The sequence below is a fragment of the Mycobacterium kyogaense genome (genome assembly GCF_003254575.1).
In the GTDB taxonomy this organism is placed as follows: domain Bacteria; phylum Actinomycetota; class Actinomycetes; order Mycobacteriales; family Mycobacteriaceae; genus Mycobacterium; species Mycobacterium kyogaense.
In genome coordinates, this window is record NZ_QJUA01000014.1 from 1 (window position 1) to 14960 (window position 14960).

Genomic DNA, 14960 nt, shown 5'->3' on the forward strand with positions numbered 1-14960 from the left:
GCCAGAACCAAACGGGTCTTCTCCTCGGCGCTGACCTTCGCCTTTCGCGATCTGGCCATCTGACACTCCTTCTGGACGTGTCACCATCATTCTCCGGCGACCCTGACAGAAAGTTTGAGTCAGTGGAGTTGTCGGTGGTCGAATGTATGTTCGAACTATGGTGGAGGTGCAGCAGGCGGTCGCGGGGTTACGCGCTGCAGTCGATGCTGTGCTGGCCTGCCGCCTCGACCGATCCACTGCTGCCGAGGTGGTGGAGTTGCTCGACGAGCTCGAAAACGCGGGGTGCCGGTTACCGGCGGCCTGGCATCGGGCGTTGGCGCGGTTGCAGGTGGAGACGTCTGCGGTGCAGATGGGCGCGAAGAACTGGAAAGACGTCCTGGCGATCCGCTACCGGATCAGCGGGTCGGAAGCGAACCGCCGGTTGACCGAGGCCGCGCTGCTGGCGCCGCGGCAGTCGATGACCGGAGCCCCGCTACCGCCAACGCTGCCCGCGACGGCCGAAGCGCAAGCCGAGGGCCGCATCACCCCTGAACATGTCGACGTCATTCGCAAGGAGGTCGACAAACTCCCGAGCTTTGTCGACGCCGCGACGCGGGAGCAGTTCGAAGCTGACGTGGTGCGCATCGCCACCGGTGCCGGCCCGAAAGCCACCCGCGACGCCGCGGAATTGGAGCGGTTCCTGCTCGATCAGGACGGGCCCGAACCCGACGATGCCGAACGCGTCCGGAAACGCTCGCTGACGAAATCTCGGCAGGGTCAGGATGCGATGACGCAGTGGCGAGCCAACCTGACCCCGGAAGCGGCAGCCGTGTGGGAGGCCATCTTCGCCAAATACGCCGCCCCGGGCATGTGCAACCCCGACGACCCCGAACCCTGCATCTCCGGCACCCCGACCCAAGAGCAGATCGACAACGATCACCGCAGCCTCGCCCAACGCCAGCACGATGCGTTGGTCGCGGTCGGGCGGATCGCGTTGATGAGCGGCGAGTTGGGTCAGCTCAACGGGTTACCGGTCACCGTCATCGTGCGCACCACCCTCCAAGACCTCGAATCCCGCGCCGGGATCGGGACAACGGGCGGCGGCACCCGGCTGCCCATCAAAGACGTGATTCGCATGGGTTCCCACGCGAGCCACTATCTGGCGGTATTCGACCGCGCCACCGGCTCCGCCCTCGACCTGTTCCGGACCCGCAGAGTGGCCTCGGCCGCGCAAAGAATCATGTTGATCGCCCGCGAGGGCGGCTGCACCAAACCCGGCTGCCCCGTCGGCGCCTACGGCTGCCAGGTCCACCACGTCACCGCCGACTGGGCCGAGGGCGGGTTGACCAACATCGACGACCTCGGCCTGGCCTGCCCACCCGACAACCGCGCCGTCGCACCCGGCGGCTGGAGTACCGCCATGAATGCCCGCCACGACGTCGAATGGACCCCACCACCGAACCTCGACACCGGCCAAACCCGGATCAACACCCACCACACCCCCGAACGACTCCTCCGCCCCGAGGACGAGTCAGAAAGTGGCGCTGTTGCGCCGACCGATCCGGTCGGCGAGACCGAGGGGCAGTCGCCCTCGACCGGCGATCCGTCAGAACCCGGCGGACCCGCACCACCCGACAACCAGGTCGCCTGAGCGCCTCTAGTTGAGGACGCGCTCGTTGCTGGGCAACGGCGGAAGCAGCGCAGGTCGCACGAGGTGTCCGCGGAGGCGGCGATTCGACGCCCTGAACAGATGGGTGAGCGCGGCGACGTTGCCGGCGACGTCGTCGCGCGCGGTCAGGTAGGTCCAGCGATGCCGCTCGGGGAGTTCGAAGAACTGCTCGAAGAATGCGGGCACATCGGCGGGTGGCATCCGGAGCAAGGCTTCGAGCCCGACGCGGCGGAGGTGGTGCACGATCCGGGCGCTTCGCGGCCACACCGTGTCGTGGGCAGCGGTGAGCGCATGCTGTGGGCCCCGCGGCAGGTTGGCTGCGAGCGCGGCTGCCACCTGGGGCGCGAGGCGCAGTGACGTGGCGAGGCTGAAGCCGGTCGCCGGGTGGATCAGCGGTGCGGCGGCACCGAACCCGAGGACGCCCGACGCGCGGTGGCGCGGATGGTCGACGGTGAACGCCACCCGCTCCACCGCGGCGTCAGCCGGCGGCACGATGCCGTACCGGGCGAGGCGGGTGCACAGTCGACGGTGCAGGGTGGGTAGCGGCAGGCCGGGCCTGCGGGCCAGCGAGGTCTCTTCGACCAGGACGCGGCCGCCACCGAGCGGAATGACGTACAGGAACGTCGGCCAACCGTCTTCGCCGTGCTCCTGACGCCAGTCCATGAAGAGGGCTTCGCCGGCCTCGATCAGCGGGGCAGCGAGCTGCTCGTCGAGGAACATCCCGTAGGCGGTCTGGGCGGCCCGCTCGCGACCCCTGCGCCGCAGGTTCAGCGGTCGCGCCTGGCCGCCGGCGTCGACGATGATCGAGGCCTGCAGCTCGGTGCCGTCGGCGAGCGCCAGCACGCCCGGTCGGGGCGATCCCACGGCGCGACCGGCATACACGCGCACCCCGCTCAGCCCCTCGGACAGATGGGCTTGTAGGGCGGGCACGTCGAGGACCGCGTACTCCCACCCGAGCAGGCGGTCGGTCAGCGCCACCACCCTGCCCGCTGCGCGTGCGGCGACGACGCCGGCCGGGAGGTCGGGCGGCAGCTCCGGCGTCCACATGCCGTAGGTCGCCGACCACGGCCGCTCAGGAGCAACATCGACCAGCGCCGTGGTCAGCCCCAGGCGTTGGCACGCCCCGGCCAATGCCGCTCCTGCCGGGCCGGCCCCGACCACGCACACGTCCATTGGTCCTATCGTGCCGGTCCGGCCACCGCGCTGTCAGCCGCAACCCGTGACGCGTCCCCGAAATCGGGATGCTGTCGATCACCGCGGTGTCCTGTTCGGCGTGATGGCAGCGCGATCGGGTATCTCTGGACGGATGCCGAGCTCCCGACGAGCGACCGTGACCGGAATCGTGGTGACACTGTTCGTCGCGGTGGCCGGTCTGACGTGGGCCAAGTGGGTGCCGTATGTCGGCAAGGCCATGCACGCGGCGCGGACGGGGCAGTGGTCGGGCTCGGACATCCTGCACACCGGCGGGGTGGCGGCGGGTGACGGGCCGAGTTGGCATGCGGCGACGACGTTCTTCATCGCGTACGTCGGTGCGATCTGGCCGGCCCTGGTGGTCGCGGTCGTGCTCAGTGCGTGCGTGCAGGCGTTCCTCCCTCGATCGTGGCTCGCCGGGCTACTGAACCGGCGACGGGCGGTGTCGAGTGCGGCGGTCGGCGCCGCTGCCGGAATGCCGTCGATGATGTGCGCCTGCTGTTCGGCTCCGGTCGCCGTCACGTTGCGGCGCAGCGGTGTCGATCAGGCGGCTGCGGTGGCCTACTGGTTGGGCAACCCGTTGCTGAACCCTGCCGTGGTGGTGTTTCTCGCTCTGGTCGCGCCCTGGCAGTGGACGGTGACCCGTCTCGTCGTCGGTGTGGGCGCGGTGATCGGCGCGGCGGTGCTGGTGGCGCGTCTCACGCCCGCGTTCGTTCAACCCAACAGTGCTGCGGCACAGCAGCTTTCCGATACCAGACCGGCAGGTGTCCGCTTCCTGGCCTCACTCGCGCGGCTCTGTGTGGTGCTGATTCCCGAGTATTTCGTCATGGTGTTGGCGATCGGCGCATTCCGCGGATGGCTGCTGACCATCACTGCTCCCGAGCACCGAAGCCTGCTGGTCCTCGTCGCAGTGGCAATCGTCGGCACGCTGATCGTGATACCGACAGCCGGGGAGATTCCGATCTTGCAGGGGTTGGCGCTTCTCGGAGTGTCGTCCGGTGTGCTCGGCGCACTGCTGATCACGCTGCCGGCGGTCAGTCTGCCCGGTATCGCGATGGTGGTGCGGACGTTCGGGAGACGGGCGACCGCCGTGATCAGTGCGGTGGTGGTGGGCGCCGGGTTGGTCGGCGCTCTGGCGCTGAGCATCGCATGAGCCGGTGTCGATGAGTTCTGTCGCGCCGAAGAGTCATCATGACGTCCGCCCCACTCTGATCGGAGGAGCTGTGCCTCGAACTCATCTGTCGATGTCGATGTCCGCCGACGGCTTCGTCGCGGGTCCACAGCAGGGCAGCGATCATCCGCTCGGTATCGGTGGCGAGCGGCTGCACGCGTGGCATCTCGGGCCGGAGAAAGACCATCCGGTGAACCGGCAGGTGGTGTCGGACATGATGGATGGAATCGGCGCGGTAATCATGGGCCGCAACATGTTCGGCCCGATACGCGGCGCCTGGGCGGATTCCGGCTGGCGGGGGTGGTGGGGAGACGAGCCGCCGTACCACTGCCCGGTGTTCGTGCTGACGCATCACGCCCGGGAACCCGTCGAGATGGAGGGCGGCACCACATTCCTCTTCGTCACCGACGGTGTCGAGGCGGCCCACGCACAGGCCCAAGTGGCCGCCGGCGATCAGGCCATCTCGATCGCCGGGGGTGCATCGTGCGCGCGGCAGGCGATCAGCGCCGGCCTGGTGGACGAGATCGACATCCAGCTCAACCCGGTGTTCTTGGGCGCCGGCGAGAGGCTCTTCGACGGCTTCGAGGCCGGCCGGCCCGACATGCATCTCGAACGGGTGCTCGAAGCACCGGGGGTGGCCCACCTCCGGTTTCGGGTCATTCGAGGCTGAAAATCCCCAGCAGCGAGCCGACCGGGTCCGCAGCCGACATCCACGCCGCCACCGCCGCGACCACGACGGCAGCGGTGATCACTGCCCCGGCGATCCCGAAGGCGCGCGGGAACCGGCGCGCGGCGCACCCCGTGCCCACTGCACAGCCGATCGCCATGACTGTGGTGGTGACGGCGAGCGCCGTGAGATACGTGCGCTGGCTGTCGATCAGGACCGCGAGCGCTGGCCTCGCGGCAAATGCGCTGTCCGCGTGGACGATTCCTTCGTGAATCTGACTCACGGCCCGCCGGAGGTCACCGGCAGGCGGATCGGTGGGCAGCAGCGGAAGCAGCGCCGACAGTGGAGCTGCGGTCGCTTGGATGTTGGCCGCGATCGCCACCAGCCCACCGAGGACCGACACCATAGCTGCCACGGCCGCCGATCCGGTGCGCACGCGGCCGGCCCGTGATCGATCGGGAGCAAGGAACCGCCCCCACAGTGCCGCGGACAGGCCGACCGTCGTCGCCGCGAACAGCAGCGAGATGGCGATCTTGAGCGCGTGCCAGCGTCGCCAGAGATCCACCAGATCTGCGAGACCGGGCGTCGGCTCGGCCGTGCCCGCATTCCAGAAGGCGGTGAGGTTGGCCTCGAAAGCCCGTGTCAACGCGGCGTTTCCGCCGATGGTCGCCAACCCGTCGCCCACGAGCAGCGCCGGAGCGAAGAGGAATGCCGCGAGCAGCACGAGTGCCGTAGCGCTCAGCCATGCGATGCGCCGCACGCACACTCCTTCCGTCCGGTGGCTTAGCATGCCTACCATGCCCATTCGGCTCGAGAACGTCGGTATCGCGGTGGCAGACCTGGAGGCGGCGATCGCCTTTTTCACCGATCTGGGGCTCAGTGTCGTCGGACGCGATGTCGTCAGCGGTGAGTGGACCGACACTGCGGTGGGTCTTGACGGCAATCACGCCAAGATCGCCATGCTGCAGACGCCCGACGGTCACGGCACGCTCGAACTCTTCGAATACATCCACCCGGCCGCGACCCCGACAGAGCCGACACAGCCCAACGAGATCGGGATGCACCGCGTGGCGTTCTCCGTCGACGACATCGACGAGGCGCTCGCCATTGCGGCACGGCATGGGTGCCATCCGCTCCGCGGCGTGGCCACCTATGAAGACGTCTACAGGCTGACGTATCTGCGCGGGCCCAGCGGAATCATCGTCATGCTGGCGGAGAAACTCAGCGGCGGCTGACCCGCACTGCGGTGGCGATGTCGACCAGCGAGTCGATGACCTCCTCCGGCGGACACACCGTGACGATCTCGTGCGTCGCCGCCTGTCGCAGCAGCGGTTCGATCTCAGCCATGTCCCGCGCGATCTGCCGGCGCTCGGATTCGCTCTTGCCGAACGGGTTGTTCGTGCGCTCGGCGATGCGCTCGAAAGCGATCGCACTCGGGGCGCTGAGAAGGACGACGGCGTCGAAGCGGTCGTAGAAGACTCCTTGGTTGGCCACCGTGCCGGCGACGAACAGCGCCGTCGGGCGGGGTCGAGACAACAGCGCGGCCAGCAGCGGCTCGCGCCACAGCGGTTCACCGTCGACCACATCGATCCAGTCGCCCTCATCGGTGTCGACGGTGGCGAATCCCTGTCGTGCAAGACCTTCCAGAGCAGTTGTTTTCCCGACCCCCGACATACCGGTGATCAGGATCGCCGCATGGTCTCGCACCGCTCAGAGCACCGTCTTGACGTAGGCGAGCGTTGGGTCGGAGGCGCTGATCGGGTTGCCGGCAGCCCGCAAAGCGATCAACAGGTCGACCACGTCGGTGCCGAGTCGCTCGCCGGGCATCACCAGCGGGATGCCGGGTGGATACGGCGTGATGGCTTCGGCGGCGATGCGGCCCACGGCGTCGGTCAGCGCGACGGTCTCCGCGGGGGCGAAGAACGCCTCACGCGGGGTCAGCACCACCTCGGGCTGCACGGCAAGGAGGTCGCTGGTCAAGGTGCCGGCGGCCTCGCCGCGACGCCGCCCGACGTGCGTGGACACCTCAGCGAAGGCTGTGGTGAGCCGATCGAAGTCGGTGTCGGTGTTACCGATCGTGCTGATGCACAACACATGTCCGGTGCCGGCCAGTTCGGGTTGGACACCGTGCACGCTGTTGAGCCGGGCCAGGATTTCGCGCGCGTCGGCGGCGAGGCCGCTCACCCCGATCAACAGTTTGGTCTCGTCGAGTCGGTGCAGTCCCGTGCCGGCGCCCGCGAGATGCTCAGGCCGCAGCACCGTCAGTCCCGGAATTCGGGCGAGCTTCTCCGCAGCGTCGCGCGCCCGACTCAGCGCGCCGTCCAGCAGGGCACGCCCGTCGGTCATCATCTGCCGGCGAGCCAGGTCGATCGACGCCATGATCGCGAAGTGGGGGCTCGTGGTCTGGATCAGTTGCAGCGACCGCCGCACCGATGCTTCGTCTAGCTGGCTGGTGTCGACGTGCAGTACCGCGGCTTGACTGAGTCCCGACAGCACCTTGTGTATCGACTGGACAGTGGCTGCAGCCCCGGATCGCTCAGCGGGAGTTGGCAATTCGGGATGGAATGCGAAGTGCGGAGAGTGTGCTCCGTCGACGAGGAGACGCACCCCTCGGTTGCGGCACAGCCCGGCGAGGGCGGTGATGTCCCCGGTGGTTCCGTAGTAGGTGGGGTGTAGCACCCAGAGGGCACGCGCCTCGGTGTCGGCGAGGGCCTTCTCCACGACGGCGACATCGAGCCCGTGGGCGACGCCGAAGTCGGCGTCCCAACGGGGTTCCAGCCAGACCGGCCTGGCGCCGACCTGGACGAGCCCGGCCAATACCGATTTGTGGGCATTGCGTGCGACGAGCACCTGGTCGCCGGGGCGCAGTGCAGTGAGCGCCACGGCGATGTTGCCTCCGGTCGAGCCCTGCACCATCACGAAACTCTGTGGCACGCCCCAGGCGTCGGCGATCAGTTGCTCGGCCGCGAGGATCGGCCCCTCGGGGCAATGCAATGTGTCGGTGTCGGGCAGGTTGTTCAGGTCGACGGCCGCGATGTTGTCGCGCAGCCACGGGTCCAGGGTCCGGCCACCCTTGTGGCCGGGGGAGTAGAACGGTGCCTGATCGCGCTCGACGAACGACCGCAGCGATTCGACGATCGGCGCCCGGCTGTGCTCTGCACCCATGCCCTCAGATCCCATAGACACGCTGCGCGTTCGCCGCCCCGATCATGTCGACGATGCGAATGGCGTCGGCTTCTGCGCAGTCGCCGGACCGGATCCAGTCGCCGAGCACCACACCCATGGCCCGCCGCCACAGCACCGACCCCAGCACGTGCAGCTCGGGCGGACCGAATGCGTCCGAGGAGTACAGCTGTTTGGCGAAGGGGGCGACCTCGAGCGCCTCGGCCACCAGGCCGCTGGATCGCGTGCCGAGATAGTTGATGGACAGCCCGACGTCGAAGTTCACGTGATCGAAAGCCTGTGCCAGATAACCCGCTTGGCGGTGGAAGGGGTAGCAGTGCAGCAGCAGGACCGGCACCGGGGGCATGGCCCGCAGCAGCGGAAGCAGCAGCAGCGGGTCGCACCGGTGCAGATCGAGGTCACGGTCACCGAAGCCGACATGCACCTGGATGGGCAGGCCGTGCGCGGCTGCCTCGTGCACGCCGAACGAGATCAGGACCGGGTCGTCGATACGCGCCGAACCCGGGCGCGCTGCCAGCGCTCGCGCGCGGTCGACGACGTCGGCGTCGGCCGGTCGGGTCCAGTCGATGTCGAACCCCGTCCGGTACGCCACGATGGTCTTGGTGCCCACCACGGTCGGATCGGCCGCCGCGGTCGCGAGCGCCGCCCGCATCGCTGCGGGGTAGTCCTCGGGCGAGGTGCCTCCGTCGAGCAGGTCCTCGGCCACCCGCTCGAGCCGCACGATCTCCGACGAGTGTCCCGCCGCGAGCTCGGCGAGCCGCTGGTGCGGGGTGATCTGGTCGCCTTTGAAACCGGTGTCGACGATCCAGTGCGTGACGCCTGCGGCGCGCAGCATCGTCGTGGCGAGCTCGTCGGCGCCGAACTCACAGCGGCGTTTCCAGTAGTCTTCAGCGTCGGCACGCGCCGGCAGGCCGAGAAGCGGTGCGCACCAACGTCGTATCGACAGCCCCAGCGGGGAGTCGAAGTTGGTCATCCACGGCGGCACCGGGTCGTTGGACCCCTCGTTGATCGAGAACTCGAAGGTGGACCGGTCGATGTCTTCGCTGAACGTGCCGTGGACGTGGTGATCGATCAGCGCCACGGTGCGCAGATGCTCGGCGAGTCCCTCGGGCACCTGCGCCTCGATCCCGTCGAACACGTCGTGCAGCTCACCACCCGGCATACTTCGCGACCTCCTCGGCGTCGACCTTCCCCGCGGCCGCGTCGGCGATGGCCGCCCCGAGGATTTCTGCCGCCCTGGCTGCCTGCGCTTCGGTGAGCACCAGTGGCGGGGTGATCTCGAGGACGTTGCCGCCGACGTAGTAGACGACCGCACCCAGCTCCCACGCACGGTAGACCACCGAGGCGGCCAGCCGGGGGTCGCGGTCGCCGGTCGCGGGGTCGACGAGCTCGAGCCCGATCGCCAGGCCGCGACCCCGGACGTCGCCGATGCGGTCGCCGCCTGGGGCCGACGCGAGCGCGCGGAGGGCGTCGGCGAGCACGACTCCGACCGTCGCTGCATTGTCGATGAGCCCGTCCTCCACCAACGTCTTCAACACGGCGCGCCCGGCCGCGGTGCACACCGGGTTGCCCGCGGTGGTGAGCAGCGCTGCGGCGGGCGGATTGTCGAGGATCGCGGCGGGTCCGACTGCGGCGGACAGCGGCAGGCCGCCGCCGAGCACCTTGCCGAACGTGACAATGTCGGGCACCACGCCGTCATGGTCGAAGGCGTGCAGGGTGCCGGGCCTGCCCAGCCCCATCTTCACCTCGTCGCAGATCATCGGGACGTCGTGGCGTCGGCACAGCTCGTGCAGGCGGGCGAGGAACCCGTCCGGCGGTACCACGAGGCCGCCGTCGGACAGGATGGGTTCGACGATCAGGCAGGCCACCCGTCCGCCGGCGAGGTGTTGCTCGGCCAGCGAAAGGCAGTGCGCCACATCGGCGTCCACACCGTCCGGTCCGGGCCGGAACGGGTTGGGGTAGGGCAGGAACACCGCCTCTGGATCGGCGGGTACGCCCGCGTCGACGTGCACACCGGACACGCCCATCGCGACACCGACGCCGCCGTGATAGCTGTGTTCGAACGCCACCACGGTGGGCCGCCCGCTGGCATGTCGGCAGGCCCGCAGCGCGACATCGTTGGCGTCGGACCCGGCGTGGCCGAGATACACGCGCCGCTCACCGTCACCAGGGACCAGCGCGAGCAGGTCTTCGGCCAGCCCCACCGAATCGGGGTGGACGGCCGAGAGCCCGCCCGATCCCGGTGCCGTGCGGATGGCGCGGCTGACCGCGTCGGCGATCGCCGGGTGGCCGTGCCCCAGCCCGGACGCCGTCCACGTCGCCGACAGGTCCAATAGTTCGCGGCCGTCGGGGGTGACGAGGGTGCAGCCGTGCCCGGACTGCACTTCCAAGGGGAAGAAGCGCAGTTTCTCGATGCCGGCGATGACGGCCTCGTCGCGGGCGTAGAGCGTGCTCACGCTGATCGGGTCGGGTCAGCGGTGCGTGGCGTCATGTCGAGTTCGAGCGCCAGCGATTCACCGACCCGCTTGGCGATTCCCGAAAGGGCGACCGCGATGATCAGGCCGAGGACACACCAGTAGAGCCCGAGCAACGGTGCCGCCGACCAGCTGTCGGCGTCTTTGACGTTGAACCAGAGCACCGTGACGATGACGACCGCGCCGAGCAGGGGCAGGACGAGGCCTGCGATCTTGCCCGCGCCGTTGTGTACGCGCATGAACTTCGGCGCCCCGATGAAGTAGGCGGCGGCGAGCTCGACGAGCAAATAGCACACCATCAGGCACACCGAGCCTGCGACGGCGAACAGGAAGTAGGCGTCGATCGCGTCGTTTCCGGTGCCCATGTCCGGCCAGCCGGTGGCCCCGCAGATCAGGTCGACGACGAGTGCGACGATGACCACGAGCCACGTGGCGCGCCGCGGCCCGCCGGTGTCGGCGTGTATGTGGGCCAATGCTTTCGGCCCGAACCCGTCTCGGCCGAACGCGTAGAGCATCCGGCCCGAGGTCGCTGACGTGGCGAGGTGGCAGCCGAATGCGGAGACGATCGCGGTGAAGATGATGACGAGGCTGAACCACTGGCCGATGTAGGTACCGCCCAGATCGCCGAGGGTGTTGCCGGAGCTCTGGAACGCCTCCAAACCTGCTGCGTCGGTGCCGAATCCGACGACCTGGGCGAACATGACGACGACGAAGAGCACGCCGGTGAGGATCAGTGTCGCGGCCAGCGCTCGGGGGATGTTGCGCTTCGGGTCGTCGGTTTCTTCGCCCATGGAGGCACATGCCTCGAATCCGGCCCAGGACAGGAATGCGGCCACGACGCCGGCGAGCACCGCCGACCCGGAGACGTCACCACCGGAGAAGGAGAACACGGAGAAGTCGATCCCCGTGGTGGGGGCACCACCTTGGGCGAAGATGGCCACCACGAGGACGATCATCGCCAGGATGCCGATGCCTTCGATCGCGAGCAGGATCTTCGCGAGCAGCTGAATGTCTCTGCCGGACAACAGGAACGAGATGACCGCACCGATGACGACGATCACAAGCCACAGGACCTGGTAGGGGTTGTCGGTGCCGGGTTGCAGCGCGGCGATGAACGAGTTGACGAACGCCGCGGTGAGTGCGAGCGTCCCGATGGAGAACCCCCAGTACGCGCCCAGCATGGCGAAGCCGGAGAAGAACCCGGCACGCGGGCCGATGGTGCCGCCCACCAGTCCGTACGCGGAGCCGGCGTGGTTGAGGTGCCGCGTCAGGCGCACGAAGCTGTAGCCGACCAGCGAGACGCCGACCAGGCCGATGAGGAACACCAGCGGGATCGACTTGCCGACGGTTCCGATCAGCCCCTGCCCGTTGCCCGACATGGCCAGTGTCGGCCCGACCAGCGCAACGGACAGCGCGAGCGCGACCCAGAACGGGAGTCGGCGGTGCGGGATCTGATCGGGTGCATCCGATTGTCCTGCGGTCACGGGTGTCTCCTTCATCTCAGCAGGTCCACGCGAGCCGGACGGCGTCGCAGATCTGTGCGGGCGGCTGGTCGCCGTAGGTCTTCTGCTCGTATCGCCGCACGGCCACGAGGGCGTCGACGATGTCGCTGGTCAGCAGCTCTGCTGCGACCTGTGAGGTCTCCATCGCGTCGAGTGCCTCCGGCTGTGCCAGGGGCAGCGGGCGGGTCGCGATGTCCGACTGGGCCGGGTTCTCCGGGATCTCCTCCGGCAGGTCCATGGCCCGGTCGATTCCGCGCAGTGCGCTACCGAGTAAGGCCGCGGCGGCCAGGTAGGGGTTCGCGCTCGGGTCGATGAGCTTGAGCTCCATGTTGGCTCCGTGCGGATTTCCCGGCGTGGCGGCGACGAATCGCACTGCAGCTTCGCGGTTCTCCAATCCCCAGCAGGCGGTCGCGCCGGCCCAGTTGCCCGGCTTGAGTCGCAGGGGTGAGACCACCGACCCGGCGTAGACACCGATCAGGTCGGGCAGGGTGTCGAGGACGCCGGCGATCGCGCGTGCGCCGTCGGCGCGCAGACCGTGCGGGCCGTCACCTCCCGACAGCAGTGGGCCGTCCGCGTCGGACAGGGAGAGGTGCAGGTGCGCCCCGTTGCCGGCGGCGCCGTCGAATGGCACCGGCGAGAACGAGATTCGCAGACCGTGACGGGAGGCGACGCGACTGAGCACGATCCGCGCGAGGATGACGGCGTCCGCCGTGGCCACGGGGGTATCCGGCGCCAGCGACATCTCGAGTTGATCGTGTCCGTATTCGGTGTGCAGTTGCTCGACGGACAGGCCGGCACGTTCCGCGCTGGTGGCGAGGTCGACCAGGAAGGCCGACCGGTCCAGCGACGTCCTGATGCCGTACGGCGACCACGGCTCGCTGGTCGCGGGGCCGGCTTCGGCGGCCAGCATCGTGCATTCCAGCTCCGCGCCCATCTTCACCGCGAGGCCGCGATCAGCAGCCGCGCGTTCGGCCACCGCGAGCCGGGTGCGGGTGCACAGCGCCGCGGGCTCGCCGTACTGGTCGGTCAGTACGCCGGGCGCCCAGGCCACCCCGGCCTCGATGACGCGCAGATCCTCGGCATCGATGCGGATTCGTAGATCGCCGGCCACCCCGATCGTGGGGGTGAACGCGATGCCGCTGTCGACGCAGAACACGCTCCACGAGGGGGAGACTCCCATCCCGGAACGGGTGAACGCTCCCAGCCGCGACACCGGTACGTACTTGGCTCTGGTCACGCCCGCCAGGTCCGTCACCGAGCCGGCGATGATCGCAACGCCTTCCTCACGCAGGATGTCGACGGCGGACAGGTCGGGATCCCCCATGGGCAGCGCACTCCTCGAACCTCGTGGGCGGGCGGTCGGGTTCACGCTATGTCATAAATGTTTCAGAGTCTTTAACTTTCTCTGTTTATGATTGATTCATTAGATTCGACGAACGGGGATGCGGATGTGCCGACTGCTGGGTGTCGCGTCGGCCGAACCGACGTCGGTGGCCGACACCGTGGGGGACGCGGTGCTCACCGATTTCCTGGCGCTGACGAAGATCCACGGCGACGGCTGGGGAGTGGCCTCGGTGTCGGAGCCCGATGATGTTCCCCGCGTGGAGGTTTCACCCGACAGTGCGATCGGCGATCCGCGCTTCGGCACGGCGGTCAAGGAATCCGCGCGCGCCTCGGTGGTGCACCTACGCTGGGCGACCAACGGGCTGGCGGTCCGGCCGGAGAATTCTCATCCGTTCGGCGCCGACGGGGTCGCGATGGCTCACAACGGCTCCATCAAGCCGATGGCCGCACTGGACGGTCTGCTCGACCCTGCGATCGCTGCCACGCTGCGGGGGACCACCGACAGCGAGCGCTACTTCGCACTGATCCGCCAGCATCGCCCCGCGTCTCCCGACCTCGCCGAGGCCGTGCGGCGGGCCGTCGCCCAACTGCGCGGCATCTATGCCGATGCCAGCCTCAACGCCCTGGTGCTGGGTGAAGGCCGGCTCATCGCGGTGCACGCCCACGCCCGAAGTGTGTTGCTGGACGAGGACATCGAAGAGATCAGCGCCACCGATCTGCCCGCCGAACACCTCGAGGACTACTTCTCGTTACGGGTCGCCCGTCTCGACGACGGCACCGTGGTGATCGGCTCCACCGGATTCGGCGACCTGGACTGGCAACCGTTGCCACCCGAGAGTGTGGTGGAAGTCGTGCTGAGCGATCTGTCGATGACGGTGCGGCCGATCATGGCAGATTGACCACCATGACCGAACACAGCGAGTCGGTGGCGGCGCGGACCAGTGCCGCACTGGCCGGACTCAGCCGTGCCGAACGTCGGGTGGGCCGGGCGCTGCTGGCCGACTATCCCAGTGCGGGCCTGAGCAGTGCCGCCCGGCTCGCCGAGAGGGCCGAGGTGAGCCCGCCAACGGTGCTGCGTTTCGCACAGTCGCTGGGGTACGACGGGTTCGCCGGCCTGCAGGTGGCGCTGCGTGCCGAACTGACGCAGCAGTCCAGCGGGCCGCTGACCCGGCTCGCCGACGCTCCGCCGGCGGGTAGCCACCTCGATCGTCTTCTACATCAGGCGCGCACCCAGAACGAGTGCGCCGAACAGACATTGGCGCAGTTGCCGGCGGCGATGCTGGAGGCCGCGGTGTCGCTGCTGGCCGATGTCACGCGGCCACTGCATCTCCACGGCGGCCGGTTCTCTCATCTGCTGGCCGTCTATCTCGCCGCCCATCTCGAACAGTTGCGGCCCGGCGTGCGGCTGCTCTCGGATCCCAAGGGCGCCGATCTCGGCACGATGATGGACCTCAGCCGGCGAGACGTGGTGGTGCTCTTCGACTATCACCGGTATCACCGCAGCGCCGCCGAACTCGCTGCCGATGTGCACCGGGCCGGCGCGACGCTGTTGCTCATCACCGACGACATGGCCTGCCCGGTGGCGCCGGATGCCGAGGTCGTGCTGGCCGCATCCAGCACGGTCGGCACGGTCTACCAGAGCATGTCGGCGGGCTTCCTGCTCACCGAGCTGCTGATCCCGTTGGTGATGGACACGATCGGCGAGCCGGCGCGCACGCGGATGGCGCTGTGGGAGGAGCGGCGGCGTGGCGAGGTGCTGGATCAGCGCTGAGCAGCAGCT

14 protein-coding genes are annotated in these 14960 nt (G+C 68.8%); 6 read left to right on the forward strand and 8 right to left on the reverse strand.

Annotated elements, in window-relative coordinates:
• Positions 1 to 142 precede the first annotated feature (142 nt).
• Positions 143 to 1630, forward strand: coding sequence for an HNH endonuclease signature motif containing protein (locus DMB80_RS12035; protein ID WP_111510064.1), 1488 nt, complete (start codon positions 143 to 145; stop codon positions 1628 to 1630).
• A 6-nt stretch (positions 1631 to 1636) separates the two neighbouring features.
• On the opposite strand, the gene DMB80_RS12040 is transcribed toward DMB80_RS12035, so the two are convergent.
• Positions 1637 to 2821 carry a lycopene cyclase family protein gene (locus tag DMB80_RS12040; protein WP_240431144.1) on the reverse strand — a complete coding sequence of 395 codons (1185 nt, stop codon included), beginning with the start codon at positions 2819 to 2821 and terminating at the stop codon, positions 1637 to 1639.
• A gap of 157 nt (positions 2822 to 2978) precedes the next feature.
• Here DMB80_RS12040 and DMB80_RS12045 point away from each other — a divergent pair, with 157 nt between their 5' ends.
• Positions 2979 to 3992 carry a permease gene (locus tag DMB80_RS12045; RefSeq protein ID WP_240431145.1) on the forward strand — a complete coding sequence of 338 codons (1014 nt, stop codon included), beginning with the start codon at positions 2979 to 2981 and terminating at the stop codon, positions 3990 to 3992.
• 70 nt (positions 3993 to 4062) lie between these two features.
• Positions 4063 to 4680 (forward strand): dihydrofolate reductase family protein, encoded by a 618-nt coding sequence (locus DMB80_RS12050; protein ID WP_111510067.1) that lies wholly within the window; start codon positions 4063 to 4065, stop codon positions 4678 to 4680.
• Here DMB80_RS12050 and DMB80_RS12055 read toward each other — a convergent pair.
• Positions 4667 to 5437, reverse strand: a complete 771-nt coding sequence (locus DMB80_RS12055) for a hypothetical protein (RefSeq protein WP_111510068.1) — start codon at positions 5435 to 5437, stop codon at positions 4667 to 4669. The two genes, DMB80_RS12050 and DMB80_RS12055, sit on opposite strands and share 14 nt — an antisense overlap.
• Positions 5438 to 5474: 37 nt before the next feature.
• On the opposite strand from DMB80_RS12055, the gene DMB80_RS12060 reads away from it, so the two are divergent.
• Complete coding sequence (locus tag DMB80_RS12060) at positions 5475 to 5912, forward strand: VOC family protein (protein WP_111510069.1); 438 nt, start codon at positions 5475 to 5477, stop codon at positions 5910 to 5912.
• On the opposite strand, the gene DMB80_RS12065 is transcribed toward DMB80_RS12060, so the two are convergent.
• The 6 genes from DMB80_RS12065 to DMB80_RS12090 are packed head-to-tail and all read right to left on the reverse strand — an operon-like array spanning position 5899 to position 13160.
• Positions 5899 to 6384, reverse strand: a complete 486-nt coding sequence (locus DMB80_RS12065) for an AAA family ATPase (RefSeq protein ID WP_240431146.1) — start codon at positions 6382 to 6384, stop codon at positions 5899 to 5901. The two genes, DMB80_RS12060 and DMB80_RS12065, sit on opposite strands and share 14 nt — an antisense overlap.
• 3 nt (positions 6385 to 6387) lie before the next feature.
• Positions 6388 to 7842: an aminotransferase class I/II-fold pyridoxal phosphate-dependent enzyme gene (locus DMB80_RS12070; RefSeq protein WP_111510153.1), complete on the reverse strand. Its 1455-nt coding sequence runs from the start codon at positions 7840 to 7842 to the stop codon at positions 6388 to 6390.
• A 4-nt stretch (positions 7843 to 7846) separates the two neighbouring features.
• Positions 7847 to 9022, reverse strand: a complete 1176-nt coding sequence (locus DMB80_RS12075; RefSeq protein WP_111510070.1) for an amidohydrolase family protein — start codon at positions 9020 to 9022, stop codon at positions 7847 to 7849.
• Entirely contained in the window at positions 9009 to 10316 is a 1308-nt protein-coding gene (locus DMB80_RS12080) for an aspartate aminotransferase family protein (RefSeq protein WP_111510071.1), read from the reverse strand. Before DMB80_RS12080 ends, DMB80_RS12075 begins: the two co-directional genes overlap by 14 nt.
• Complete coding sequence (locus tag DMB80_RS12085) at positions 10313 to 11818, reverse strand: APC family permease (protein WP_240431147.1); 1506 nt, start codon at positions 11816 to 11818, stop codon at positions 10313 to 10315. Before DMB80_RS12085 ends, DMB80_RS12080 begins: the two co-directional genes overlap by 4 nt.
• A gap of 16 nt (positions 11819 to 11834) precedes the next feature.
• Positions 11835 to 13160, reverse strand: a complete 1326-nt coding sequence (locus DMB80_RS12090) for a type I glutamate--ammonia ligase (RefSeq protein WP_111510073.1) — start codon at positions 13158 to 13160, stop codon at positions 11835 to 11837.
• Between the two features lie 124 nt (positions 13161 to 13284).
• On the opposite strand from DMB80_RS12090, the gene DMB80_RS12095 reads away from it, so the two are divergent.
• On the forward strand, positions 13285 to 14079 hold the full coding sequence (locus DMB80_RS12095) for a class II glutamine amidotransferase (RefSeq protein WP_046362611.1): 795 nt from the start codon (positions 13285 to 13287) through the stop codon (positions 14077 to 14079).
• A 5-nt stretch (positions 14080 to 14084) separates the two neighbouring features.
• Entirely contained in the window at positions 14085 to 14951 is an 867-nt protein-coding gene (locus DMB80_RS12100) for a MurR/RpiR family transcriptional regulator (protein WP_048422435.1), read from the forward strand.
• Positions 14952 to 14960 lie beyond the last annotated feature (9 nt).